Origin of the sequence: Allorhizobium sp. Av2, from assembly GCF_021462805.2 — a bacterium.
In the GTDB taxonomy this organism is placed as follows: domain Bacteria; phylum Pseudomonadota; class Alphaproteobacteria; order Rhizobiales; family Rhizobiaceae; genus Allorhizobium; species Allorhizobium vitis_G.
The window spans coordinates 2,179,827-2,204,910 of sequence record NZ_CP192696.1 but is presented as its reverse complement, the minus strand read 5'-3'; the positions used below and the strand labels follow the sequence as shown (position 1 = coordinate 2,204,910).

Here is a 25,084-nt window from a genome sequence, read left to right as displayed (position 1 = left end):
TTTTGCGGGTGGCTTTGGTTCTTTCGGGTTGCTGTGAAGCCGTCCCCTTACTTCGCCCTTGCGTCCAGCACCCGGTTGGCGGCCGAGACGATGGCTTCCAGCGAGGCGGTGACGATGTTCTGGTTGATACCGGCACCGAACAGCCGTCCGCCGGGATGGTCCATTTCCACATAGGCAATGGCTGCTGCGTTGGAGCCGTGTTGCAGGGAGTGCTCGGAATAATCGCGCACCGAAATCTCGATGCCCAGATAGGTGGAGAGCGCGTTAACGAAACCGTCGATCGGGCCATTGCCCTTGCCCTCGATGCGCTTGACCTCGCCGCCATCGGTGATTTCGGCAGCGACGATCCGCACGCCCTTGGTGGCCGTGTCGGGATAGGTGTGGTGATCGACGAATTTCAGCCGGGCATTGGGCTGGTCGATATAGCGGCTGATAAAGCTGTCATAGATCCGCTTGGAGGGCAGTTCCACGCCTTCTTCATCGGTAATGCGCTGGATTTCCTCGCGGAATTCGACTTGCAGGTTGCGCGGCAGGTTGATGCCGTAATCCTGTTGCAGGATATAAGCGATACCGCCCTTGCCCGATTGGGAATTGATGCGGATGATCGCCTCATAGGAGCGGCCGACATCCTGCGGATCGATTGGCAGATAGGGGACTTCCCAGACCGGGGAATTGGCCTTTTTCACTGCCTTCATCCCCTTGTTGATCGCATCCTGATGCGAGCCGGAAAAGGCGGTATAGACCAGTTCGCCAACATAGGGATGGCGCTCCGGAATGGTCATTTCATTGGCATATTCATAGACATCCTTGATGCGCTCGATCTGCGAGCAGTCCAGCTCGGGATCGATGCCTTGGGTGTACATGTTCAATGCCAGCGTCACGACATCGACATTGCCGGTGCGTTCGCCATTGCCAAACAGCGTGCCTTCCACCCGGTCTGCACCCGCCATCAACGCCAGTTCGGTGGCGGCGATGCCGGTGCCGCGGTCGTTGTGCGGATGCAGCGAGATGATAACGTTTTCGCGGTTGTCGATATTGCGGCACATCCATTCGATCTGGTCGGCATAGATGTTTGGCGTCGCCATTTCCACGGTCGAGGGCAGGTTGAGGATCAGCTTGTTGTCAGCGGTCGGCTTGATCTCGGCAATCACAGCGTTGCAGATTTCCAGCGCCACCTCCAGTTCCGTGCCGGTAAAGCTTTCCGGCGAATATTCGAACCGGTAGCCGCCGCCAGCCTTGGTGGCCATGTCGATGATCATTTTCGCCGCATCGACGGCGATCTGCTTGATGCCGGGCACGTCCTTGGCAAACACCACGCGGCGCTGCAATTCCGAAGTCGAATTGTAGAAATGGATGATCGGCTTATGCGCGCCTTCCAAGGCCTCGAAGGTGCGGGTGATCAGTTCCGGGCGGCACTGCACCAGCACTTGCAGGGAGACGTCATCGGGCACATTGCCTTGCTCGACGCACCAGCGGGCAAAGTCGAAATCGGTCTGCGAGGCCGAGGGAAAGCCGATCTCGATTTCCTTGAAGCCCATTTCCAGCAGCAACTGGAACATCCTGGCCTTGCGGTCGTGGCCCATCGGATTGACCAGCGACTGGTTGCCGTCGCGCAGGTCCACCGAACACCAGATTGGCGCTTGTGTGATGGTCTTGCTCGGCCAGGTGCGGTCGGAAATGTCGATCTGCGGATAGGCCTGGTATTTCTTTGCCGCGTCGGGCATGCCCTTTTTGATGGAATTGGTCTTCAACATGTTCGCTCTCTTCTCATCCCGAATATGCCCGGCTTATAGCGGTTCGAGTGCCGCATGCGAATGCAAAATTCGGCCCCTTCAGGGGTCAATAGTCAAAATCGTGGAGTGGTGAGGAGCAATCGCCTGCGACGGCTAACCCGGCCGCCGGGCGCTCCTCAATGGACCCGGCAACCGCGGATAAGGTCGAGAAGAAGAAGCGAGGATAGGGCGCGCAAAGCTGCGGCGCGGCTAAAATTGCCTCGCTGCGCAGTCTTCGTCATGGAATGGCCCGATGTCTTCATAGTTCAATCTATAATCAGCGGTTTCCGGGCTGGCAAGGGCAATTTTCATCAAGGTTGCGGATGACGGTCAGCGCCGCAGCCGGACAGCGAACCGCGTCAGCCCCAGCATAGCCAGACCGCCGATCAATCCCCAGAAGGCGGCGGAAATGCCGAGAAGCGAAATGCCCGATGCGGTGACCAGGAAGGTGACGGCGGCGGCCTCGCGGGTTGTCGGTTCGCGGAAGGCCGCGACGAGTGAGCCGGAAAAGGCGCCGATCAGCGCCAGACCCGCCACCGATTCGATCAGGATGGCGGGTGCCAGGCCTACGAAGGAGGTGACCACACCGGCCAAAAGCCCAAGCACCAGATAGCCGACGCTGCCGATCATTGCCGCCCAGTAGCGTCGCTGCGGATCGGCATGGGCATCATGGCCCGCCGCCATAGCGGCAGTGACGGCGGCGAGATTGATGGCATGGGCGCCAAATGGCGCGGCAAGGGCGGTGAACAGGCCGGTAATGGTGAAAAGCGGACCCGGCCTTGGATGGTAATCATGCACTTTCAGCACGGCGATGCCTGGAATGTTCTGCGAGGCCATGGTGACGATGAACAGTGGCAATGAGATGGAAACCATCGACGCGAATGTGAACGTCGGCATCACGAATGCGACCGGCGGCACGAAGGAGGCACCCAGTGCTGCAAATGCGCCGTCGGGCAGGGGAACGGCGAATACCAGGACCAGAACGAAGGCGGCAAGAGCGGCGGGAACGGCAAAGAGCCGGTTGATGGTGCCGACAATCGCCCAGGCCAGCAGGATCGGCAGGCCAAGCAGCGGGCTTTCTTCGATGGCCTTGAACGGCGCAAAGCAAAGGCCGACAATCACCCCTGATAGCATGGCATTGGCCAGCGGGGCGGGGATGGTGCCAATGGCCCGGCCAAGCGGCTTGAACAGCCCGGCAATGACGATCAGCGCGGCGCAGACCAGAAACGCGCCGACCGCTGCTGAAAAACCGCCTTGCGGCACACCGGCTGTCACCAGCAAGGCAGCACCCGGCGTCGACCAGGCAATGGAAATCGGCATCCGCGTCTTGAGACAGACGATAAGACCGCAAATGCCCATGGAGACCGACAGCGCCATCAGGCCGGAGGCCGCTTGCAGATCGCTGGCGCCAACTCCTTTCAGCCCTTGCAGGATAACGGCGAAGGAACTGGCAAAGCCAACAAAGGCCACCAGAAGCCCCATGAACAGGCTTTGCGGCGAGAATTCTTTCAGCATGCGGATGGTCCCGGCCACAGTATCGATCCGGCTGGAACATCAGGTTTTAATGAAACACGCAAGGCTGAGATGAGGCAAACGGGTACGTATCGAAATACATTTGCGATGGCAGGCACACAAAACAAAACCCCGCCGGATTGCTCCGACGGGGTTATATCTTCATGGTTGTAAACTCAGATTTCCGACTGGCTTTCAACGATCTTCGAAACCAGGCCGTAATCCTTGGCTTGTTCAGCCGAGAGCCAGTAATCGCGGTCGATGTCCTTGGCGATCTTTTCTTCCGTCTGGCCGGTGGCCTTGGAGAAGATCTTGATCAGTCGCTCGTTCATCTTGATGATTTCGCGGGCCTGGATTTCGATATCCGAGGCCATGCCGCGTGTGCCGCCCGAGGGTTGGTGCAGCAGGAAGCGGGTATTGGGCAGGCAAAGGCGCTGCTCCTTCGGAACCGAAACATAGATCAGAGCGCCAGCGGAGGCGACCCATCCGGTGCCGATGATCCAGACCTTCGGCTTGATGAACTTGATCATGTCATGGATCGAATCGCCCGATTCGACATGGCCGCCTGGAGAATTGACGTAGACGCGGATGTCGTCGTCGCTGGCGGCAGCCAGAGCCACCAGCTGTGTGCAGACCTTCTGCGCCAGTTCCTGGGTGATGCCGCCATAGATGAAGATCGATCGCGACTTGAAAAGATTCGCTTCCGTTTCCTTGCCGAGCGGCAGTTCCTTGCTCTTGTCGTCGTCTTCTTCGTTCATTCGGCAATTCCTCATTTGCGTTTTGCTCACCCGAACCGACCGTGTCCTGGGCCATCATAGTGACCGATAGGCTGCGGACGGCACGCTTACCACTTCCTATGCAAATAGTGCTTATCAAGGCTTAAAACAATGCCGGAAAAAGGCAAGCGTGGACGCAGTGAACAGGAAGTTGATCCTGTATATCGATTTTTCAACGCCTCGGTTCGGCAACTGGGATTGCGGAGTTCGGCGGGTCAGCCCGACAATCTCTGGTTATGGGTCAGGGAGACCTCGCTGGTATCACCCGTCAAAGCATAGCGCTCCCAGTCCAGCACCCACGCCTCTGGCGCACCGGAAATCGAAAACAGATTATAGGCGGCCTGCGGCTTTTTGCTGCCCGGCCCCTGGCTGGCCGAGGCAATACCCACCACCGGTACGCGGCCATGGCGATTGTGCAGCCAGTTCAGGGTGTTGAGATGGGTATGGCCGTGCAAAACCAGTTCGGCCCCGCCCAGCGAGATCGCTGCGGCAAAGCGACGGATACCGATCATCCGCTTATGCTGGGAGGCGGCACCCCGAACAGGGGGATGATGGATCAGCACCACCCGGAACAGGCCCTCTTCGCCCGCCTGGCGCAGCAATTGGGCGGTTTCACGGGCCTGGCGCGAGCTGAAATAGCCGCTGGCAGAAAAGGGCGGGGTGGCGATGGAGGTGGAGCAGCCGATCAGTCCGACGGGTCCCCGGCGACGAAAAGTCGGCCAGAGCTTGAAATCCTTGCGCCAGATGTCCGGGTCCGTGTCGCCGCGCACATAGTCATACCAGGCATGCATTGCCTTTTCGTGGGCGCCGGGCACATAGGCATCGTGATTGCCCGGCACGACCGATGTCGTGGCCGGTGGGCCGACCGTGCGGAGCCATTCGGCGGCCTTGTTGATTTCCAGCCCTGATGCCAGGTTGACGAGATCGCCGGTAACGGTCAGATGGTCGGGCGCCCTGGCGTGAATATCGGCCACCAGCGCCTCCAGCGTGCCGGAGACCATATGCTTTGCCCGGTTGCGGTGCCAGTTGACATAACCTGTGATGCGCTTCGATGCCAGTTCTCGAAAGGTGAGATGTGGCATGGGTCCCAGATGGATATCGGATATATGGGCGAGTTTGAACATGAACCTTATCTATACTTTCCGGACAGCGGGGCAAGCGCGATGACACTGTATCCATCAGGGTCTCAACCGGATGACAGCCGGTTGAGTTCCGTGAAAAAATGTGTGGTGCGGCTGTTGCATGTTTATTTTGCCATCACGCGCGGCATGACGCTGGGAGTGCGGGCCGCCTGTTTCGATAACGATGGCCGGATTTTCCTGGTGCGACACACCTATCTCCCCGGCTGGTACATGCCCGGCGGCGGGGTGGAGCGGGGTGAAACTGCGAGCCAAGCGCTGGAAAAGGAATTGCGGGAAGAGGGCAATCTGCTGATGACCGCGCCGCCCGTTCTGTTGCAATCCTACCTGAACCGCACCGCTAGCCGCCGCGACCATGTGTTGTTTTACCGCACCCTGGTGCGCCAGACCGCGCCGCGCCTGCCGGATCGGGAAATCGCCGAATCGGGCTTTTTCCCTCTCGACGCTCTCCCTGAAGGAATCACCCCCGCCACCCGGCGTCGCCTAGCGGAGCTTGTTACGGATGGGCCTTACGCCGATTTCTGGTGAAGAAAGGGAAGGTCCGGGCCGACCGGTATGATTCCCGTCGGGTTGATGGTCTTGTGGCTGCCGTAGTAATGGCGCTTGATATGGTCGATATTGACGGTCTCCGCCACGCCCGGCCAGTTGTAGAGCGCCGACAGATAGGCCGATAGCGCCGGATAATCGGCAATGCGGCGGATGTTGCATTTGAAATGGCCGACATAAACCGCATCGAACCGCACCAGCGTGGTAAACAGCCGCCAATCCGCCTCGGTCAGCGTATCACCGACCAGGAACTGGCTGGATGAAAGTCTTTCCTCGAGCATGTCCAGCGTTTCGAACAGTGGGGCAATCGCGGTTTCATAAGCGTCCTGAGTGGTGGCGAAACCGGCCTTGTAGACGCCGTTATTGACGGTGTCGTAGATGCGGTCGTTCAGCGCATCGATCTCGCCACGCAGCGGCTCGGGATAGAAATCCTTGATATCCCCTGTCAGCGCATTGAAGGCGGAGTTGAACATGCGGATGATCTCGGCGGATTCGTTGGAGACCACGGTATTCAAATGCTTGTCCCAGAGGACAGGCACCGTGACCCGGCCGCTATAGTGCGGATCGGCCTTCAGATAGACCTGCCAGAGATAATCCGCCCCGAACAGATGGTCGCCGGTTGCCGCGCCGTCCTGCTGAAACGTCCAGCCGTTTTCCAGCATCAGCGGATGGACGACTGATACCGAGACGAACTCTTCCAGCTTTTTCAACTGACGGAAAATCAGCGTGCGATGCGCCCAGGGGCAGGCCAGCGAGACATAGAGATGGTAGCGCCCGGCCTGGGCCTTGAAACCGCCTTCGCCGGTCGGCCCCGGCGCGCCATCAGCGGTCAACCAGTTGCGAAACCGGCTGGCTGAGCGCTGGAAATGCCCTTTGGTGGCCTTCGTATCGTACCAGGTGTCGCTCCAGACGCCATCAACCAGCATGCCCATTGGCTCTTCCTTCCATTGCTGTTTCGAATTTCCTTTGTTCTTATATGCGATGCTGGCGAGGAATTGCGATGATTTGGCTGATGAACAGTGTGTTTTGGGATAAAGCATCGTACCGAAAAGTGGAAACCGGTTTTCGGGCCATACGATGCGAGGCAAGACCCTATAGCATCGTGCCGGTTCCGTTTTTCTGCACGATGCTATAGACGGTCGGAAAATTTGTTGTTATGCAAATTCCCATCGAAATTGGACAGTGATCCCATGACCTTCTGCCGGAACCTGCGACGACGCTGATGCTCTCGACCATCCCTGTGATGGTGTGAACACTCCTGCGCAATTCGCTATACGGTTCCGGTCTTCATGCAAAAGCACGATCTCGTCTACCTCACCGAGGATGCGTCTCACGACGCCATTATCGAACTCATCAACGCGGAAGCTTTCGGCCCTGGCCGGTTCACACGAGCCGCTGCCCGTATCCGGGAGCAAGGCCCGCATGATCGCACGCTGTCCTTCGTCTGCGCCGACAAGGGCGAAACCATTGCCTCGGTGCGAATGACGCCGGTGCTGGCCGGAACCGTCAAAGGCCATATGCTTGGTCCGCTTGCCGTGCGCCCCTCCCATAAATGCCTGGGCATTGGCCGGGAACTGGTGCGCATCGCCATTGAAGCCGCCCGGCGGAACGGCTCCGAAGCGGTGATCCTGATCGGCGATCCGCCATACTATATGCCGCTCGGCTTTGAAAAAATCGCTTACAATGCCCTGTCCTTCCCCGGTCCGGTCGATCCCGGTCGGGTGCTGGTCGTGCCGCTGGCTGAGGATGTGCATGCCCGGCTAAAGGGCGTGATTGGCTGGCGCGATAGCCAGGTTGTCGTTCCTCTCGATACGGTTGAGGGTGTCGAGGACTGCGAGCCCTTGCGTCTGGCCGCAAATGGCTGAAATTATGCCGGAGACATAAAAAATTAGAGCGCCGTGCGTTTTTTAAAGCGCACGGCGCTCTAATCCTGATTGATCGTTGAGCTCCGAGACGATCAGGCGTCATGCTCACGCCATTATCCCAAAGCCTCGAAACGATAAGCCTTCGCCTCTTTCCTGATAAAACCGACACCCGGAAAAGGCAGGTGCGCGGCGGCAATCAGGTAGCCTTCGTTTGTCGCCTGTTCGAAAACCTGCGCCCGTGCCTTGGCGGCATTGGTCTGATCATAATCGAAATCGATGGTGATGGCGGGATCGCGGAACTGCACGTTCTCGCCGTGGACGATATCGCCGACGAACAGCATGGCCGTCCCCTCGCTCTCAAACTGGATCGCCAGATGGCCGGGCGTGTGACCGGCACGCAATGTGGCGCTGAAGCCGGGGAGGATCGGCCCGTTATCGTCAAAAATCGTCAACCTTCCTTCGGCCTCATACGGGTCGAGGCAAAGATGCGCCCGACCGATCTGGCCCTTGACCCGTTCCGTCGCATCAGGCGCATCGGCAGCCCCCGGCGATAGCCAGAAACCGGTTTCCGTGCGTCCGGCGTGGACCGTGGCTTTGGGGAAAATCGGCGCACCATCGCGCACCAGCCCGCCGGTGTGATCGGCATGAATATGGGTGAGAATGATGTCGTCGATATCGGCGGGACTGAGGCCGAGTGCTGCCAGCCCGGCGGAAAGCTTGCCATGATCCGGCCCGAAGAGCTGGCCGGAACCAGTGTCGATCAGCACGGTCCGTTCAGGGGTCTTGATCAGGAAGCAGTTGACGGACAGCGAGGTCGCGGCATCTGCAAACCCCTCCGCGACAGGTTCGCCATTGCGGCGATAAAGCTTGCCGACATCGGCGGTCAGAATGCCATCCTGAATGGCGAAGATCTGCGCTGCTCCAAGTGTGAAGTGATAGGGGGACATGGATGGTTTCTCTGTTACAATTGATGGTCTGGTCTACAGGTTTGGTCACGTGGATGTTGACCTCAATTCACCATCAATAACCAGCCTCGCGGCTATGCCTGACAGCAAGAATGATGAGGTCTTTCCCGCTGAAACGATAGAGGACAAGATAGCTTCCAGAGCCAAACTCAATCGCCCATTCTCGAAACTCTGATGGCATGTCTTCCAAAGGTCTGCCAGCTTCAGGGTATTTTTCCAGAAGTTTCACACCGTGCCGGATCGCACTAACCCCACGTTTTGCCGCATCCTTATTTTTCGAAGCAACGAACCGATGAAGCCGAGCAATATCTGCAAGCGCTGCAGGTGCCCATATCAACCCTGGCATATCGGCGGGTCCAGATCCTCACCCGCTTCCAGTTTTGCAAGCCATATGTCGGCGTCTTGCGCCGTCACATGCAATCCCGTCGCCTGATATTCTTTCCAGGCGTCCAGCGCATCCTGATTGATCTTCTGGCGCTGCTCCTCGCGTTCGACATATTGCTCTATCGCTTCGCGCAGTAGCCAATGGGTGCTGCGCTGACGTTTGAGGGCCAATTGTTGCATTCTCTCCTTGATTTCACTGTCGAGCTTTACACTCGTCGTCGTCTGCATGGCAGTATTCCCCGGTGTTACCTTTTAACACTCTACCATCTTCTGGCCCCATCGTCACTATCCCTCCCGCCGCACAGAGCTGCAATCACCACCGCTTCACCAACATCGTCAGCGCAAAATCATCGATGAAATGATCGATTGTCCCGAAAATTTCGTAGCCGCATTTTTGGTAGGTCTTTGTCGCAATGGGATTGGCGGTTTGAATATGAGCGCCTTTGCAGCCACGTTTTTTAGCCTCATCTTCGGCCAATGCCAGCAGCTTTCCAGCAAGTCCCCTACCGCGCAGAGGCTCCGGGATGAAGAGGATGTCGATATCAAGCCAGCCTCTGGCGGAGCCTCCGATCAAGCCACCCTCGATCTGGCCCTCTTGGCTTTGGATAGGAATAAACAAGCTCTTATGTCCGCCAGTCCTGCCAAACATTATGTCGTTATGAGCCGTCAGCCGGCCTGAGATCAGGGCTTTCGAGTGAGGCGGCACGTCATCCAGAACCTCAAGCACCAACTCCTCCATCACCGTCCCTCGCGCCACCACATGGCCGAAACTGCAAACAACAGCAGAGCCAATCCGCCGAAACCGGCAAATAGGGGCAGGGTGTCCACGCCTTTCAGCAGGGTTTCGCTGGTCATGCGGATCGCCATGCGCTCGCCATCGCTGCTGCGGACCGGGCCGCTGACGGGCAGGATGTCGGGAACCGTGACACCGCTTGCCCCGGCGTCCAGCCGCCGGATCAGGCCGTGGGTGGCGTCCGATACCGGTTTCATAATGTCAGGGGTGGAGATCATCGCCTTGAATTCCGGCGCATCCACCGCACCGATATGGACGAGGGTGGAAAATTCGCCATTGGCGATGGTGAACAGGCCGGTTTCCGCCATCCGCTGTTCCGCCGTGAAGCGGCCCGGTTCGGTCTGGGTCTGGGTCACGTCCTGCACCTTGCCGGAGGGGCTGGTGATGGTGGCGGGGCCGGGGTCATTGCCGATGGTCTGGCGGGTAATGGTCAGCATCCGGCCGCTGGCACGTGCCGTCAGGGCTTCTTCCTCCAGCTCCGGTTCCTTCATCAGCCAATGGGCGATGCGGCGGTAAAGCGCCACATGCGGGCCGCCGCCTTCAAAGCCGCGCGCCCAGAGCCAGCCCTGGTCGGACAACAGCATGGCGACGCGGCCTTGGCCGGCGCGGTTCAGCACCAGCAGCGGCTTGTCATTGGCGGTCATGACCGTTTCGCCTTGCGGCTGATCGACATCGACGCTGCGGAACCAGCGGCCCCAATGCGGCGGCTCGGATGCGGCGCCATCGAGATCGCGGGTCACGGGGTGTTTCTTGCCAATCTCCGACAAACGCGGATAAAAGCCACCCTCCTGCATATTGCCGGTCGGCGCTGCGGGCAGAACCGAGGCCAGCGGGGTCATGGCAATCGAATCCTGACCGGCATGTTCGGGGCCAGCCGCAATCAGCAGCGCGCCGCCCTTGCGGACATATTCGGCGATATAATCATAGTAGAGGATCGGCAACACACCGCGATGCTGATAGCGGTCGAAGATGATCAGGTCGAAATCAGTGATTTTTTCGACAAATAGCTCGCGGGTTGGAAAGGCGATCAGTGACAACTCATTGATCGGGGTGCCATCCTGCTTTTCCGGGGGCCGCAGAATGGTGAAATGCACCAGATCCACGGAGGCATCGGATTTCAGCAGGTTGCGCCAGGCCCGCTCACCGGCATGCGGTTCACCTGACACCAGCAGCACCCGCAGGTTCTGGCGGATGCCGTCGATCAGATGCACGGTCTTGTTATTGGTTTCCGTCACTTCGCCAGGCAGGCCGGAGACGGAAAATTCCAGCACATTGCTACCGGCGCGTGGCACGGCAAAGGAATAGGGCGTTTCCGCACCCGGCACGGCGGTAAACGAACCGCCATCCTGGCCATTGATCCGCACGGTTACGGTAGCGGGCTGGCTGCCCTTCACTCCTTCATCGATTACCCGAAGCGACATGTCCTGGTTCTGGCCGACAATGCCAAAACGGGGGGCGCGCACCACTTCAATGCGCCGGTCGAATTCATTCGCTTTGCCGGTCAACAGCGTATGGACCGGCGCATCCATGCCCAGCGTTTTCAGATTGGATGGCACATCATGCACTTGTCCATCGGTGATGAAAATCGCCGCCCCAACCCGGGCTGGCGGCACGTCGGATATCGCCGAGGACAGGGCTTCGAACAGCCGGGTCGATGGCGTGTCGGCGTTTTCCGGCGTCGAGGCTTCGACAATACGCGGCTCTATGCCGGGGAAGCGGGCCAACTTATCCTTGACGCCCTGCAAGGCCTGATCGGTCATCGCCTTGCGGCTGGCGATATCGGTCTGGCTCTGGCTGCGGTCAACGATCACAGGCACCACGGTTGAGAGCTTGTCGCGGTTTTCCGACAGAAGCTGCGGATTGGCGAGGGCGGCGATCAAGGCGGCAAAGGCGATCAGCCGGATCGTTGCGCCGCGTATGCCACGGCGAAAGCCGATAGCCGCGACGGCCAGCGCCAGCAAGGCCAGCGCGGCCAGCGCCCAGAGAGGCAGGAAGGGGGAGAAGGACAGGCTCATCTTATTGACCCAGCCTTTCCAGCAGGGCCGGAACATGGACCTGATCGGCTTTGTAATTGCCGGTCAGCATATACATCATGATATTGACCCCGACGCGGTAGGAGATTTCCCGCTGATTTTCATCGGGCGGCACGGTCGGCAGCATGGGGACACCATTGGCGTCGATGGCCCAGGCGGAAAGAAAATCATTGCCGGTGATGATGATCGGTGACACGCCATCACCGCCCGACGTCAGGCCGTTCTGGCTGGCGCGGGCCTCCTGCCTGGCCTCGACCCAGAGCGGGCTGCCCGTATAGCGGCCGGGATAGGTATGCAGCAGATAGAAAGACCGGTTGATCACATGGTCCTTCGGCACCGGTTCCAGCGGCGGAATATCGATATTGGCAAGAATCTGGCGCAGGCGCTCGCCATTGGCGCTGGCCCCGGCATCTCCTTGCCCACCCATACTGCCCAATTGGTCGCGGGTGTCGAACAGCACGGTGCCGCCGGAGCGCATATAGGCGTCGATCCGGCTGATGGCCTCGGCGCTTGGCATCGGGGCGCTGGCTGAAATCGGCCAGAAGATGATCGGGTAAAGCGACAGCTCGTCCTTGGCAATGTCCAGCCCGACCGGCGCGCCCGGCTCCAGCGTGGTGCGATAGGTGAGAAATTCGGTGAGCCCGCTCAGGCCCCGTTCCGAAATGCTATCGACGTCCTGCTCTCCGGTTTTCACATAGGCCAGATGGGTGGTGTCCAGCCGTTGCAGCAACACGTCATCGCCGGGTTTAGCGTCATTGGCAAAGCTGCGGTCGGCAGGCATCAAAGCCAGCGCTGCGGCCAGCACCACGAGAGCGCCAGCGCTTTTGGCGATCCGTGCTTTCGGCATTCGGGCAAAGGCCCCACCCATGGCAAGCACCACCAGACTGTCGATGATGAACAGCGCCAATGCGATACCCAGCAACGGCGGCTTCAGCGGTGTAGCACTTGCCCCGGCCAGCGGCTCGCGCACCACCGGAACCGTCACGCCATCGAGGTTTAACGGTTTCAACTCGGCACCTGCTGGCAGAAGGTTGAGGGCAGAAAATCCATCTTCGGAGCCGTAAAGGCCGGGTGGATTGTCAAACGTTGCGGCAGGCGGGCGTTTGGCTCCCAACTCCAGCGGTTTGGCATTGCTGGCTTCCGCCGTCAGTCCGCCATGCTCGGTCAGCAGCCGGTAGGGCGGCAGGCTGGCGGCTGCGGCGGTCGCATTGCTACCGGTATTGGTTCCGCTAGCATGGGCCATCTGCACGACACGGCGCAGCATTTCCACGAAATCGCCCGAAATTGGCAGATTGGACCAGCTGGCCTCGGCGCTGACATGGAACAGCACGATGCGCCCGGCACCACTATCCCTGGCGGTGACCAGCGGCGTGCCATCGCCAAGGCTTGCCCAGGTGCGGCTGGCGAGATCAGGGGTCGGCTCGGCCAGAACCTGCCGCTTGACCAGCACGCCATCGGGTGGCGCAAGCCCGGCAAACGGGCTGGTGGGCGGGAAGGCGGCAAGCGGTTGCGGCTCAGACCAGGAGAGCGCGCCGCCCAATTGGCGCTCACCCTGACGCAGCGTCACCGGCACCAGCGGATCATCGGCAGGGGCAGCGGCAAGCCTTGGTCCGGCGAACCGGATCAGCGTGCCGCCGCGTTGCAGCCAGCGTTGCAGCTGCTGCTGCACATCCGGCGGCAGGCGGCCGATATCGGCCATGATCAGGGCCGAGGGGTTCTGCTGCAACAGCTCGGGAATGGCTCTGGCCAGATCCTTGTCACTGGATTTGATCAGGTCGGCATAGGGTTGCAGCGCCCGCTGGATGTAATAGAGCGGCGATAGCAGCGGCTGGAATTCGTCATTGGCGTCACCGGCGAGAAGCGCCACCTTGCGGCGGCGAAAGCCGTCATCCAATAGCTGGACCGCACCGGCTGTGCCATAACCGGCAAGGCTCAGCCGGGCAAAATCATTGCGCAGCTCAAAAGGTGCGGCAATCTCTGCCGTGGCGACGCTTTGCCCGGCGGCAAAACTGGCGGTGCCTGACGCAATCGGTCGTCCCTGCTGGTCCTGCGCATCGACGATGATCTGTTGGGGATCAGCAGGCGACAGGCGGGTGACTTTGGCGACAAGCTGATCGACGCCATTGGTGGCACCAGTCAGGGCGATACTTGCCTTGCCGTCATCGGTGATTACCCGCAATTCGGCAGGGGCCAGTGCGGAGAATTGGCTGCCGATTTGTTCGCTTTCGCTGGCCGCGACACCGTCACTCAGGAAGGCCAGCGTGCCGGGCTTGGTTCCTTTCAACGCTGCCGTCAGCGCCGTGAGGGCGCGGCTGCGGTCCGGCGTCAAAGGCCTTGGCCGGGCGGCGCTTAGTTTTTCGCGGGCGGCGGCGGTATTGACGGGGACGGCATCCTGGGTCAGCTCGGCGGTCAACACCAGGGAAATCGGCAGATTGCTGCTTTCGGCCTCATCGATCAGGCCATTTGCCGTCTCTACGCGGCGCTCCCAATCTCCAACGCTGGCCCAACTGTTGTCGATGACCAGAACCAGCGGCCCACCACCGGCAACCGATGTGCCGCGCGGGTTGAGCACCGGTTCGGCCAAGGCCAGAATGACCAGGGTCGCCATTGCCATGCGCAGCAGCGTCAGCCACCAGGGGCTTCGGGCCGGGGTTTCCTCCCGCTTCAGCACGCGGGCCAGAATGCGCAGCGGTGGAAACACTTCCATCTGCGGGCGCGGCGGTGTCAGTTTCAGCAGAAACCAGATGGCTGGCAGCACGACGAGCGCGCCGAGCAGCGCAGGAGTGACAAAAGCAAGCGGAAGGCCACCCATTACGCGCCTCCACGGTGGGAAAGTTGCGGAGCGCCAGACAAATGCATATGCACTTTGACCAGCGCTTCGGAGGCCAGTCGGTCGGTGAGATGCGCGGTAAAGCTCCAGCCCAGCCGCCGCAATTCCTCGCTCAAGGCTTCACGGCGCAGGAAATAGGCGCGGCGATAGTCTTCCCGGATGTTTTCGGCGCGGCCCGATACCAGCTTTTCGCCGGTTTCCGGGTCGGTAAATTCGGTGCGGCCCGCATAGGGAAACAGTTCTTCCGCCGGATCGGCAACCTCGATGACATGACCGCGCAACCCGCGCCGGGCCAGCGGTGCAATGCCCGCCATAATCGCATCGGGATCATCAAGAAAATCACCGATCAGCACGATATCGCTGGCATTGCGGATCATCGCCGTATCGGGAAAGCCCTGATTGGGCAGGCCGCTCAGGTCCGGCGCATGGATCAGCGCTGCCGCCAGCCGCTCGGAGGCGTTGCGGGCGGACATCGGTTCCATGATGCCGGGGCAGCCGATACGCTCGCCGGAGCGCGCCAGCACTTCGGCCAGCGCCAGCATCAGCACCAGCGCCCGGCTTTCCTTGGAAACACTGCCGAAGCGGGATTTATACATCATTGAGGGCGACAGATCGGCCCAGAGCCAGATCGTGTGGGCCGCTTCCCATTCGCGGTCGCGGATATAGAGATGATCGTCGCGGGCCGAGCGGCGCCAATCGATTCCGGCCAGGCTTTCGCCCTCGGCATAGGGGCGGAACTGCCAGAAATTTTCGCCAATGCCGCGTTTTCTGCGGCCATGCCAGCCGGAAATGACGGTATTGGCGATGCGCTTGGCTTCCACCATGCAATCGGGAATGAGGGCAGCGCGTTGGCGGGCGCGGGCCAGAACATCCCCGGTCGGGGTTTTCTCGACGATCCGTCCGTCAACAGGCCCTCTGATCGCTTCCGGTGCAAATCCTGCCAAAACGCTACCGCTCCCTCACGCTTTGCTGTGCTTGATCAAGCCAGCGATCACGTCACGCACCGCCATGCCTTCGGCACGGGCCGCAAAGGTCAACGCCATCCGGTGCTGAAGCACCGGTTCGGCCAGCGCATGCACATCGTCAATCGATGGGGCAAGGCGTCCTTCGTAAAGTGCACGGGCGCGGGCGCACAGCATCAAAGCCTGTCCGGCGCGTGGACCGGGACCCCAGGCCACATGCTTGTCGGTTTCCGTATGACCTTGGCCGGGCCGGGCGGCACGCACCAGCGACAGGATGGCATCGACCACGCTGTCGGGCACCGGCATCTGGCGGACCAGCTTCTGGATGTCGAGCAGGCGGGGCGCATCCAGCACGGCGCTGGCATGGCTATCACTGATACCGGTCGTGTCGAGCAGGATCTGCCGTTCTGCCGCCAGATCCGGATAGCCGACATCGACCTGCAACAGGAAACGGTCGAGCTGGGCTTCCGGCAGCGGATAGGTGCCTTCCTGTTCCAGCGGGTTCTGAGTGGCCAGCACATGGAAAGGGGCGGGCAGATCATAACGCTGACCGGCAATGGTAATGTGATATTCCTGCATGGATTGCAGCAGGGCGGATTGGGTGCGCGGGCTGGCCCGGTTGATTTCATCGGCCATCAGTAATTGCGCAAACACCGGCCCCTTGACGAAGCGGAAGGAGCGACGGCCATGCTCGTCCTGGTCCATCACTTCGGTGCCGAGAATGTCCGACGGCATCAGGTCGGGGGTGAACTGGATGCGGTTGGCGTCCAGCCCCAGCACGGTGCCGAGCGTCGTCACCAGCTTGGTTTTGGCCAGGCCCGGCACGCCGACCAGCAGCGCATGGCCGCCGGAGAGAATGGCGAGCAGGGTGTTTTCCACGACCTTTTCCTGGCCGAAAATAACCTTGGAGACCTCGGCGCGCACGCTGGCAATCTCGGCCAGGGCCTGTTCAGCCAGAGCGACGATGGCTTTTTCATCGAGCGCGGTGTCCGTGGTGTTGATCATGCCCATGGCGGTCTCCGTTGGCTCATATCGTCATTGGTAGGTAAGGCAGGCCTGTGCCGATTGCCAGAAGAATCGATCATTACGTGTATCGGCGCAGTTTATCTAACTTATTCCCCGTGGGGCGGCTGACAAGCGTGTTTCAAATGACTATCTCGTGTCCCATGTCTCACTTCGATGTCTAATAAGGTTAAAACCGGGACGCAAACATGGCAGGCGATGAAAACAATGACGCGGTCGATGCGGCTGGATTGGCTGCGATGATTGCCCGTGCCGCCGACCAGACGGCAGGGGGCAAGCCCGGCCTTCCACCGGTTGAGCGCTGGAACCCAGCGTTTTGCGGCGATATCGACATGGAAATCCTGGCCGATGGCACTTGGTTCTATCTCGGCACGCCGATTGGCCGTGCGCCCTTGGTGCGGTTGTTTTCAACCGTGTTGCGCAAGGACGAGGATGGGAAGACCTATCTGGTCACGCCTGTGGAAAAACTGGGAATCAAGGTCGCAGACGCCCATTTCGTCGCCGTGGAAATGACGGTTGGCGCAAGCAATGGCGAACCTGTCTTGACCTTTCGCACCAATGTCGGTGATCTCGTTGAGGCCGGGCCTGAGCATCCACTGCGGTTTGTGATCGAGGGCGAGCACCAGCAATTGAAACCCTATCTTGCCGTGCGCGGACGGTTGGAGGCGCTGGTGTCACGCGCCGTCACCTATGAGTTGATGGCGCTGGGGGAGGTGATCGACATCGACGGACAGGCGATGTTTGCGATCCGCTCCGGTGGCGAGACTTTTGCCGTGATGCCAGCGGCGGATCTGGACGGATTGGCATCATGACGGAAATCGACCGCAATAATCTGACCCTGCCAGGTTTCACCGCCGATGAATTTCGCAGCCGGGCGCAGAGCCAAAGCGGTGCGCCACTGGAAACCGCTTGGCGCGACCATGGCGATCATGTGTTGAATGCCGAGATATTGCTGAAGCTGGAAGGCCTGCGGCTCAAGGATGCTGCCGTGCTGGTGCCGGTGGTGGATGATGGCGATGACGCACGGATCATCCTGACCCAGCGCACCACAACGCTGCGCAAGCATTCCGGACAGATTGCCTTTCCCGGCGGCGGTATCGATGATGCCGATGCAAGCCCGGAAGCGGCAGCGCTGCGTGAGGCGGAAGAGGAAATCGGCCTTGATCCGCGCTTTGTCGAGACTGTCGGACGGCTGCCGCATTATCTTGCAGGCACCGGCTTTCGCATCACGCCGGTGCTGGCGGTGGTGCAGCCAGGATTTCGCCTGACCATCAACCCGGATGAAGTGGCCGATGTGTTCGAAGTGCCGCTCTCCTTCCTGATGGACCCGGACAATCACCGCCGCGACAGCAAAGTCTTTAATGGGACGACCAGGCATTTTTATGTGATGCCCTATGGCGAACGCCAGATCTGGGGCATTACCGCAGGCATTCTGCGCACGCTTTATGAAAGGCTTTATGCATGACGACGGTTGCGGATCGGCCCTGGTTTCAGGATGCGGCGCTGGCCAAGGTCTTTGCCCTGTTGAACGCCGATGGCGGCGAGGTGCGAGTGGTGGGCGGCGCGGTGCGCAATAGCCTGCTGGGTGAACCCGTTGGCGATATCGATCTCGCCACCACGCTTGTTCCCTCCGAAGTGACGGCTCGGGCCGAGGCGGCAGACATCAAGGCGGTGCCAACAGGCATTGAGCATGGCACAGTGACGCTGGTGATCGGTGGCAAGCCGTTTGAAGTGACGACGCTGCGGCGCGACATGGAAACCGATGGCCGCCATGCCGAGGTCGCGTTCGGCACCGACTGGCAGGTGGATGCCGAACGGCGGGATTTCACCATCAACGCGCTTTATGCCACGGCGTCTGGCGAGGTGATCGATCCGGTCGGCGGGCTGGCGGATCTTCAAACCGGCACGCTGCGGTTCATTGGCGATGCCCGCCTGCGGATTGCCGAGGATTATCTGCGGGTGCTGCGCTTCTTCCGGTTTTTTGCCTGGTATGGGCGCGGACGCCCGGATGCCGATGGCTTGCGGGCCTGTGCGGCGGCGCGTGACGAATTGCACCGGCTGTCTGCCGAGCGGGTCTGGTCGGAGACCAAAAAACTCCTTTCCGCCAAAGACCCGGGCCGGGCGCTGCTGTGGATGCGCCAATCCGGCGTGTTGACGGCGATCCTGCCGGAAACGGAAAAATGGGGGATTGATGCCATTCCGGGCCTGATCGCCACGCAAACCGCCCTGAACTGGCCGCCGGAGCCACTGTTGCGGCTGGTGGCAATGGTGCCTGATAACCCTGAGCGGATGAAGGGATTGGCCGAGCGGCTGAAACTGTCGCGGGCCGAGGCGGAGTTTTTGCAGCGCTTTGCCACCGTGCCGAAGATCAAGGATGATATGGCTGATCTTGCCCTCGACCGGTTGCTCTATCGGCAAGACAAGCCGGGCATTGTCGCGCAGTTGAAACTGTCGCTGGCAGCAGCCCGTGCCAAGGCGGAGGGCGATACGGCCAGCATGGCAGCGTCGGCTCGCTGGTTTCGCTTGATGCAACGGGCGCAGGCTTTCGAAAAGCCCGTCTTTCCTGTGACAGGCAGTGACGCCATTGCCGCCGGTCTTGCGCCGGGACCGGAGATTGGTCGCGTGCTGACGACGCTGGAAGACAGTTGGGTTCAGGCCAATTTCACCTTCAGCCGGGAAAAGCTTCTCTCCCGGCTTAAAGAGGCGGTCACGCCATCGGGTTGATTGCGATCAGGCAGCCTGATCACTTTGCTTGTGGGTGGCACTGTGTTTGTTATCTGCGGTGTCACCATCGCCTGCATCGGTAATGCGCGCACGGACATTCTGCACCATATGTTCGCGGATCACGCTTTCTCCATGCACCATCCGCATATGCTCGACAGCGCGATGCACCACCTCGGCTTCTTCATTGGCACGGGTATGCCATTCGCATCCGGGTACGAGACTTCCACATTCGAATTGTTTCATGGTTCTTTCCTCCCGAAGCATTGCTGCGGTGAGGTGTCGTTGGCAACGACCCCTCAAAGGTCAGTGCTTCCTGTATTCAAGAATTTTCGCATGGAGCTTGTTAAACGCTTCGCCTGACGGCTTGTCGCTCTCTTCCAATTGTTATGAAGGGACATTTCCGACCCTTCATAAACTATTGTTTCGCCAGACTATTTATTCCGGCATGGCCCAGGCGTAAAACACCGAGCTTGAGCCGTTGACCGTGTTTTTGCTGACCATTTTATGGGCGTCGTTGGTGCGATGTTCGCGGCCATGCAGGCCTGCAAGCCGCAATTTTGCCTGTTCGACAAAGTAGCAATGCGGCAGATTGGCATCGCTGGACGCTTTCAGGTCATGCGCCATGCGATCGATGAGTTCCGCTGTGTCGATCAGTCGGTCGCGACCGGTCCGATCTGCGGAATTCGTCATGTCCGTGGGAATAGTCATGCTGTGCGTAGCCATTGCAATCCTCCTCCTCATTCCATAGGCGACAGGATAACACGGGAACGCGACATGCCAATGTTAATTTTCGATTAATGGGCCTGTAATGCAGTTTTTGTTAATCAAGAAAATATGAATTGAACGTTATCGCAGCGAAAGCCCCTGCAATTATGGGGTTTTTGCTGCGATCAGATCCATTCTGAAGCAGATTTCTGCCTCAAGGCCAGCGGACGAGGGGCGGAAGCGACGACAAAATCGATTCGACATTGCCGCCGGTCTTAAGACCAAAGATCGTGCCGCGGTCATAGAGCAGATTGAACTCCACATAGCGGCCCCGGCGCACCAGTTGCTCTTCCCGGTCTTCATCGGTCCATGGCGTGTTGAAATTGCCACGAACCAGATCGGGATAGACGGAGGCGAATTTTCGTCCGACATCCTGCACGAAAGCGAAATTGGCGGCCCAGAGGTCGAACTTTTCCCCGGCATGCAGCCAGTCGAAGAAAATTCCACCAATGCCACGTGGTTCCTGGCGGTGCGGCAGAAAGAAATATTCCTCGCACCAGGCTTTGTAATGCGGATAATCGGCAATGTCAGGATGGGCCGAACAGGCGGATTCGAGCGCGGCATGAAAGGCCACCGTGTCGGCATCCTCCTGGGTACGGCGCCGATCCAGAACCGGGGTCAGGTCTGCTCCGCCGCCGAACCACTGGCTGGTGGTGACCACCATGCGGGTGTTCATATGCACCGCCGGAACATGCGGATTGCAGGGATGGGCGATCAGCGAAATGCCCGAGGCCCAGAATCTTGGATCTTCCTCGGCACCCGGCATCTGCTTGCGAAATTCCGGCGAGAATTCGCCATGCACTGTGGAGGTATGAACGCCGACCTTCTCAAACACCCGGCCATTCATCATCGACATGCGTCCGCCGCCGCCAAGTCCTTCTTCGCGCTGCCAGTCCTTTGGGACAAAGCGTCCAGGTTCGCGCTCGCTCAAGGGACCGGTCAATTCGTCTTCCAGCGCCTCGAAGGACCGGCAGATCTGGTCACGAAGGTTTTCGAACCAGGCGCGGGCGGTGGCTTTTTTCGCCTCGATATCCTCAGGCAGGCCTTTGGGCAGAATGGGCCGTTGCATATGCTCTCCCTGTCGCCGCTTTCATCAGATCCCGGCGCGTTGATCGAAGCACGGTGACTATCAGATCCAGCTCGGTTGTGCCATCGCCGCCAAACCACCTGATACTGGAAAAACCATCGCGCATGGCTTATCATCGGGTCTCGAAAGGCCGGGTCTAGAAAGGATTGTCACCATGACAGCAAAACGTCCTCTTCCGCCGCTCGACGGCCTGAAACGGCAGATTGCCCGCCACCGTGATCGACAGACAAAAGACCGGGGCCAGGCGATACGGGAGGCCTCGCCCTTCATTCGGGAAACCTTTCGCCTCAACCGGGAAGAGGCCCGCGCCAAGGCACGCGAATGGTTCGATGCCTTTCCCAAGGCCGCCTACTGGACCGAAGTGGAAAGCTGGCGGCAATTGGAGGGCGATGCCATCGAGTTTACCATGCGGCGTTTGTCGTCTGCGGATTGAGTCTTGGTGCTATCCGGCGTCCTTCTCAGCAGTCGAGCCTTGAATATTGTCTAATCGTTAAAATTGCAGTCGTTGCCGAAAGGTGATGGAAATATCTCGTAGATTATAAATCCCTTACATTGTGGGGTATTTTTCTTCAAAGCGCCATTTAGGCGTTTTAAGGCCCACGACGTTAAAGGGGGCAGCATGGATTCCGTATCGATCAATTCCACGTCTGCATCGGCCCTGTCTCTTCTGAGCGGGTCTTCGAAGGCGCTTGAAGCGACCCAGACCAAGGTTGCAACCGGCAAAAAGGTCGATGACGCCTCTGATAACGCCGCCTATTGGTCGATTGCCACGACGATGAAATCCGACAGCCTGTCGCTGTCGAGCGCCGAAGACGCCACGGCGCTGTCGGCTGCGGTCTCCGACACTGCCGCACTGGGGCTGGAGCAAGCGACGGGTCTTGTTTCCGACATCCAGGCCAAGCTGATTGCCTCCAAGGCAGCCGGTGCCAACAAGGGAGCGATCAATGACGAGATCAGCCAACTCAAGGAGCAGCTTTCGACCGTGACGCAGTCCTCCAGCTTCAACGGCCAGAACTGGCTGGCGCTCGATAGCAACCAGTCACCGAAAGTGACGTCGATGGTGTCCTCGGTCGGCACTGATGGCAGCGGCAATCTGGCGGTCAATGTCACCAATTTCGACACGGCGCAAAGCGTGCTGACCAGCAAAAACGATGCGAGCGACGGCATTTTGACGCGCTCGACCCTGACCATTGGCTCCGATGGCAGCGCCAGTGAATATTATCTGATGAATGTCGGTTCCCAGACACCAGCCGCGCCGACCGCTGCGGAAATCGCCATTTCGGATGATACATCGAATGCGCAGATCGATGCGATGATCGGCGCCACCCAATCCATCCTTTCCAGTATGACCGATGCCAGCGCCGCCGTGGGCGCAACCCAGAATCGGATTTCCAACAGTTCCGATTTGATGAAGGATCTGCAGGATACCGCCACGATCAGCATTGGCCGCTTGACCGATGCCGATATGGAAGAGGAAGCCACCAAGCTTTCGGCGCAAAGCGTCCAATCCCAGTTGCAGACGGCCACCCTCAGCATTGCCAACAGCCAGCAGAAGAGCTTGGCACAGCTATTTATGTAACCGCTGTGCCAAGTGATGGCGGCGTCGCGCCGTCAAACACGCCTCACCGCTTGCGTGATCTGTTGCGCTTGCGGGTATTGCCTGGTTGACCGAAGCTTTGTTTAACGGGGCTTTGCTGAACGGGTGGGAGCGTATCGGCAACAGCGACAGGCTCGGAAATCGTTTGGGCAGACGCTTCGGGCACCAGTTCGTCAGGAGCCAGTATCTGTTCAGTTTCGGCCTTGTCTTCGTGCATGACCGGCTCGGAGAGCGGCGCATCGGCAGGCTGCTGCGGGATGACATCGTGCGTGTTGTCGCCAGCCACCGCGTCGACGGGTTCGGCAGATATTTCCGGCTCCGGTTCCAATGAAACTGGCTCCTCAACGATAACTCTCTCATCATCGTTTCTGTCATTGTCGTTCATGGCACTGTTTTGGGCGCTGGCCTGAGTGCTGACTTGAGCGCGCGTGTCGCTGGCTTCCGCCACGACAGGGGGAACGACCAGAGCCAGAAGCGACGGAATTGCATGTTCCACCGGTTCGTCTGTTCTAGCCGTGTCTGAGGCGCTGGCAGGTGACGCGGAAAGCGCCTGCGCCAAAAGATCGGTGATTTTCAGCCCACCCGGCAGGGATATGTTGGTCGAATGGCCGGCGCGTGCGACGCGGACACTATTGGTCACCGGCGCGGTGGCATTCAATTCGCCGTACCAGTCAAGTTCACCGATGATCGCCAAGGGCGGTGAAAACGGCGTGGGCAGCGCGACGCGCGTGCTGAAGGTGATGATCTGCAACCGTTCCGCCAGAATGGAAAGCCGCTCCGGCGCTTCTTTTTCAATGGCGTTCAGCGCTTCAGCAACGATCTGGTTGCCCTTGGAATGGCCGGTGACGAGGTTGAAACGCAGGTCCGGGTGGCACAGCAGCGCCTGAATCGTATCGGCATCGAGACTGGTGTGACGCGGCGGTTGCGATGGTTTCGGGCGGCGCTGGTAGGCGCCGAATTGCGGGCGTCCGACCAGATCGTCGATCATCTCGAAATTGCGGCGCAGAAAGCCCAGCGGGCCAAAGAAGAAAGCGCCGCCCAATGCTTCCGCGACGACATCGCCAAGTCCATAGCCGGACACCACAGCGCAGACCGGTGCCTCGATGGCGTCTGCGACATTGCGGGCAAAGGCGGCAGCCCCGGCAGCTGAGCCGCCAATGCCTGCCACCGCCATGGCCCGGACCTCACGGCCACCGCGCAGCAGATATTCATCCACCGTTTCGCACAGCGTCAACATGCCCTGGCCGGTGGGCGGCACGATCATGATCAACCCTTCGGCGGCCAATGCGTCGCTGATGTAGAAGGCCTCGTCCGAGGTCAGCGCCCGGATGTCGTAATAGAGCGCATCGAGGCTGCTGTTGCGCAACCGCCAGGGCTCCAGCGCAGCATTGCGCAAAGGCCGCCTTTGCAGCCTTTCCGGCAGCGATAGCGACCGGGCAAATTGGGTCAAGCCAAAGGTGAATGCCGTCTCGAACATTGGTCTTCTCCCATGTGGTTTGTTGCATTGCAACTTATGGGCGCGCAATTCGATTAGCAACTGTTACTTTATTTTTTTTGCACTAACGGAAAAGCTGTGTTGGCTCATGATTGCAAATCCAGCTATCAAGGATAGCACAGGCTGAACCGGCTGGCTTTGCGCAAAGCCAAATGTCCATGCATAAGCGTTCTGGCGCTTATCCTGATAAAAACGTTTGGAAAATCAGGCAATTCTTGGGGTCAGCGCCGCGTCTGGCGCAGCGCCTCACCGACAATCATCGCTGCCGACATGGCGACATTGATGGAACGCTGGCCGTCGACCATCGGGATTAGAATGCGGGCATCGGCGCCGTCATGGACATGGTCAGGCACACCGGCGCTTTCGCGGCCAAACAGCAGGATATCATCGGGCTGGAAGGCAAGTTCGGTATAGGGCATGGCCGCCTTGGTGGAGGCCAGAACCAGCCGGCGTCCGCTGTCCTTGCGCCAATCCTCAAATTGCGCCCAGTTGACATGCCGGGTGAGGGTGACGGCAGCGAGATAGTCCATTCCCGCCCGCTTCAGATTGCGGTCCGACAGGTCGAAACCGGCAGGCTCGATAATATCGACACCGAGGCCAAGGCAGGCGGCAAGCCGCAGGATCGTGCCGGTATTGCCGGGAATATCCGGCTGGTAAAGGGCGATGCGGAGCGTGGAGGGGGAGATGCCGGTGATGCTATTGGTCATGGCGTTTGAATACCGGCTTCACTGCGGCCTGTCTGTTGTCGATGGGCAACAGTGCGACCGCAAAACAGGGTGCCGTTCCGATTGCGACTTTTCAATTTCCCGCTGCGTC

At 59.7% G+C, this 25,084-nt stretch carries 24 protein-coding genes and 1 pseudogene; 7 read left to right on the top strand and 18 right to left on the bottom strand.

Going from position 1 to position 25,084, the window contains the following annotated elements; all coding sequences use genetic code 11:
• Positions 1-47: 47 nt before the first annotated feature.
• The 4 genes from leuA to FS819_RS10540 form a co-directional block, all read right to left on the bottom strand.
• Entirely contained in the window at positions 48-1,754 is a 1,707-nt protein-coding gene (leuA, locus tag FS819_RS10555) for a 2-isopropylmalate synthase (protein WP_156546655.1), read from the bottom strand.
• A 348-nt stretch (positions 1,755-2,102) separates the two neighbouring features.
• Positions 2,103-3,287 carry a benzoate/H(+) symporter BenE family transporter gene (locus FS819_RS10550; RefSeq protein WP_156546653.1) on the bottom strand — a complete coding sequence of 395 codons (1,185 nt, stop codon included), beginning with the start codon at positions 3,285-3,287 and terminating at the stop codon, positions 2,103-2,105.
• A gap of 173 nt (positions 3,288-3,460) precedes the next feature.
• Positions 3,461-4,042, bottom strand: coding sequence for an ATP-dependent Clp protease proteolytic subunit (locus tag FS819_RS10545; protein WP_070164160.1), 582 nt, complete (start codon positions 4,040-4,042; stop codon positions 3,461-3,463).
• A 233-nt stretch (positions 4,043-4,275) separates the two neighbouring features.
• Entirely contained in the window at positions 4,276-5,184 is a 909-nt protein-coding gene (locus FS819_RS10540) for a metallophosphoesterase family protein (RefSeq protein WP_156546651.1), read from the bottom strand.
• A 39-nt stretch (positions 5,185-5,223) separates the two neighbouring features.
• Here FS819_RS10540 and FS819_RS10535 point away from each other — a divergent pair, with 39 nt between their 5' ends.
• The gene (locus FS819_RS10535; protein WP_156546649.1) at positions 5,224-5,727 is read left to right on the top strand and encodes an NUDIX domain-containing protein; all 504 of its coding nucleotides are present in this window, start codon (positions 5,224-5,226) and stop codon (positions 5,725-5,727) included.
• Here the strand turns inward: FS819_RS10535 and FS819_RS10530 are convergent.
• Entirely contained in the window at positions 5,709-6,677 is a 969-nt protein-coding gene (locus FS819_RS10530; RefSeq protein ID WP_156546647.1) for a glutathione S-transferase family protein, read from the bottom strand. The genes FS819_RS10535 and FS819_RS10530 overlap by 19 nt on opposite strands.
• A 357-nt stretch (positions 6,678-7,034) precedes the next feature.
• On the opposite strand from FS819_RS10530, the gene FS819_RS10525 reads away from it, so the two are divergent.
• Complete coding sequence (locus FS819_RS10525; protein WP_156546645.1) at positions 7,035-7,610, top strand: GNAT family N-acetyltransferase; 576 nt, start codon at positions 7,035-7,037, stop codon at positions 7,608-7,610.
• Between the two features lie 113 nt (positions 7,611-7,723).
• On the opposite strand, the gene FS819_RS10520 is transcribed toward FS819_RS10525, so the two are convergent.
• From FS819_RS10520 to FS819_RS10485, 8 genes are all read right to left on the bottom strand, one after another.
• Positions 7,724-8,557, bottom strand: a complete 834-nt coding sequence (locus FS819_RS10520; RefSeq protein ID WP_156546643.1) for an MBL fold metallo-hydrolase — start codon at positions 8,555-8,557, stop codon at positions 7,724-7,726.
• A 73-nt stretch (positions 8,558-8,630) separates the two neighbouring features.
• On the bottom strand, positions 8,631-8,921 hold the full coding sequence (locus tag FS819_RS10515; protein ID WP_156546641.1) for a type II toxin-antitoxin system RelE/ParE family toxin: 291 nt from the start codon (positions 8,919-8,921) through the stop codon (positions 8,631-8,633).
• Complete coding sequence (locus tag FS819_RS10510; protein WP_156546639.1) at positions 8,909-9,187, bottom strand: CopG family ribbon-helix-helix protein; 279 nt, start codon at positions 9,185-9,187, stop codon at positions 8,909-8,911. The genes FS819_RS10515 and FS819_RS10510 overlap by 13 nt, the downstream gene beginning before the upstream one ends.
• An 85-nt stretch (positions 9,188-9,272) precedes the next feature.
• Positions 9,273-9,686 (bottom strand): GNAT family N-acetyltransferase, encoded by a 414-nt coding sequence (locus FS819_RS10505; protein ID WP_197434004.1) that lies wholly within the window; start codon positions 9,684-9,686, stop codon positions 9,273-9,275.
• An 11-nt stretch (positions 9,687-9,697) separates the two neighbouring features.
• The gene (locus tag FS819_RS10500) at positions 9,698-11,767 is read right to left on the bottom strand and encodes a hypothetical protein (RefSeq protein WP_156546635.1); all 2,070 of its coding nucleotides are present in this window, start codon (positions 11,765-11,767) and stop codon (positions 9,698-9,700) included.
• A gap of 1 nt (position 11,768) precedes the next feature.
• Complete coding sequence (locus tag FS819_RS10495; RefSeq protein ID WP_156546633.1) at positions 11,769-14,597, bottom strand: DUF4159 domain-containing protein; 2,829 nt, start codon at positions 14,595-14,597, stop codon at positions 11,769-11,771.
• Positions 14,597-15,559: a DUF58 domain-containing protein gene (locus FS819_RS10490; protein WP_156534663.1), complete on the bottom strand. Its 963-nt coding sequence runs from the start codon at positions 15,557-15,559 to the stop codon at positions 14,597-14,599. Before FS819_RS10490 ends, FS819_RS10495 begins: the two co-directional genes overlap by 1 nt.
• A gap of 15 nt (positions 15,560-15,574) precedes the next feature.
• Positions 15,575-16,588 carry an AAA family ATPase gene (locus FS819_RS10485; protein WP_156534661.1) on the bottom strand — a complete coding sequence of 338 codons (1,014 nt, stop codon included), beginning with the start codon at positions 16,586-16,588 and terminating at the stop codon, positions 15,575-15,577.
• A 200-nt stretch (positions 16,589-16,788) separates the two neighbouring features.
• On the opposite strand from FS819_RS10485, the gene FS819_RS10480 reads away from it, so the two are divergent.
• The 3 genes from FS819_RS10480 to FS819_RS10470 are packed head-to-tail and all read left to right on the top strand — an operon-like array spanning position 16,789 to position 19,324.
• Entirely contained in the window at positions 16,789-17,412 is a 624-nt protein-coding gene (locus FS819_RS10480; protein ID WP_156546631.1) for a DUF1285 domain-containing protein, read from the top strand.
• A complete protein-coding gene (locus FS819_RS10475; protein ID WP_156546629.1) occupies positions 17,409-18,065 on the top strand; it encodes a CoA pyrophosphatase in 657 nt (218 codons plus the stop codon). The genes FS819_RS10480 and FS819_RS10475 overlap by 4 nt, the downstream gene beginning before the upstream one ends.
• Positions 18,062-19,324: a CCA tRNA nucleotidyltransferase gene (locus FS819_RS10470; protein WP_156546627.1), complete on the top strand. Its 1,263-nt coding sequence runs from the start codon at positions 18,062-18,064 to the stop codon at positions 19,322-19,324. The genes FS819_RS10475 and FS819_RS10470 overlap by 4 nt, the downstream gene beginning before the upstream one ends.
• A gap of 75 nt (positions 19,325-19,399) precedes the next feature.
• Here FS819_RS10470 and FS819_RS10465 read toward each other — a convergent pair.
• The 3 genes and pseudogenes from FS819_RS10465 to hemF form a co-directional block, all read right to left on the bottom strand.
• Positions 19,400-19,567 (bottom strand): annotated as a pseudogene (locus tag FS819_RS10465) (DUF1059 domain-containing protein); the annotation flags it as partial.
• Positions 19,568-19,759: 192 nt separating this feature from the next.
• Positions 19,760-20,047: a hypothetical protein gene (locus FS819_RS10460; protein WP_156546625.1), complete on the bottom strand. Its 288-nt coding sequence runs from the start codon at positions 20,045-20,047 to the stop codon at positions 19,760-19,762.
• A gap of 196 nt (positions 20,048-20,243) precedes the next feature.
• Complete coding sequence (hemF, locus tag FS819_RS10455) at positions 20,244-21,158, bottom strand: oxygen-dependent coproporphyrinogen oxidase (protein ID WP_156546623.1); 915 nt, start codon at positions 21,156-21,158, stop codon at positions 20,244-20,246.
• A gap of 172 nt (positions 21,159-21,330) precedes the next feature.
• Between hemF and FS819_RS10450 the strand changes: the two genes are divergently transcribed.
• Both FS819_RS10450 and FS819_RS10445 read left to right on the top strand, forming a co-directional pair.
• Positions 21,331-21,609, top strand: coding sequence for a hypothetical protein (locus tag FS819_RS10450; RefSeq protein ID WP_156546621.1), 279 nt, complete (start codon positions 21,331-21,333; stop codon positions 21,607-21,609).
• A 186-nt stretch (positions 21,610-21,795) separates the two neighbouring features.
• Positions 21,796-22,755: a flagellin N-terminal helical domain-containing protein gene (locus FS819_RS10445; RefSeq protein ID WP_156546619.1), complete on the top strand. Its 960-nt coding sequence runs from the start codon at positions 21,796-21,798 to the stop codon at positions 22,753-22,755.
• 43 nt (positions 22,756-22,798) lie between these two features.
• Here the strand turns inward: FS819_RS10445 and FS819_RS10440 are convergent, their stop codons facing one another.
• Positions 22,799-24,250 carry a cell envelope biogenesis protein OmpA gene (locus FS819_RS10440; protein WP_156546617.1) on the bottom strand — a complete coding sequence of 484 codons (1,452 nt, stop codon included), beginning with the start codon at positions 24,248-24,250 and terminating at the stop codon, positions 22,799-22,801.
• A gap of 239 nt (positions 24,251-24,489) precedes the next feature.
• Positions 24,490-24,975, bottom strand: coding sequence for a tRNA (cytidine(34)-2'-O)-methyltransferase (locus FS819_RS10435; protein ID WP_156546616.1), 486 nt, complete (start codon positions 24,973-24,975; stop codon positions 24,490-24,492).
• Positions 24,976-25,084: the final 109 nt, after the last annotated feature.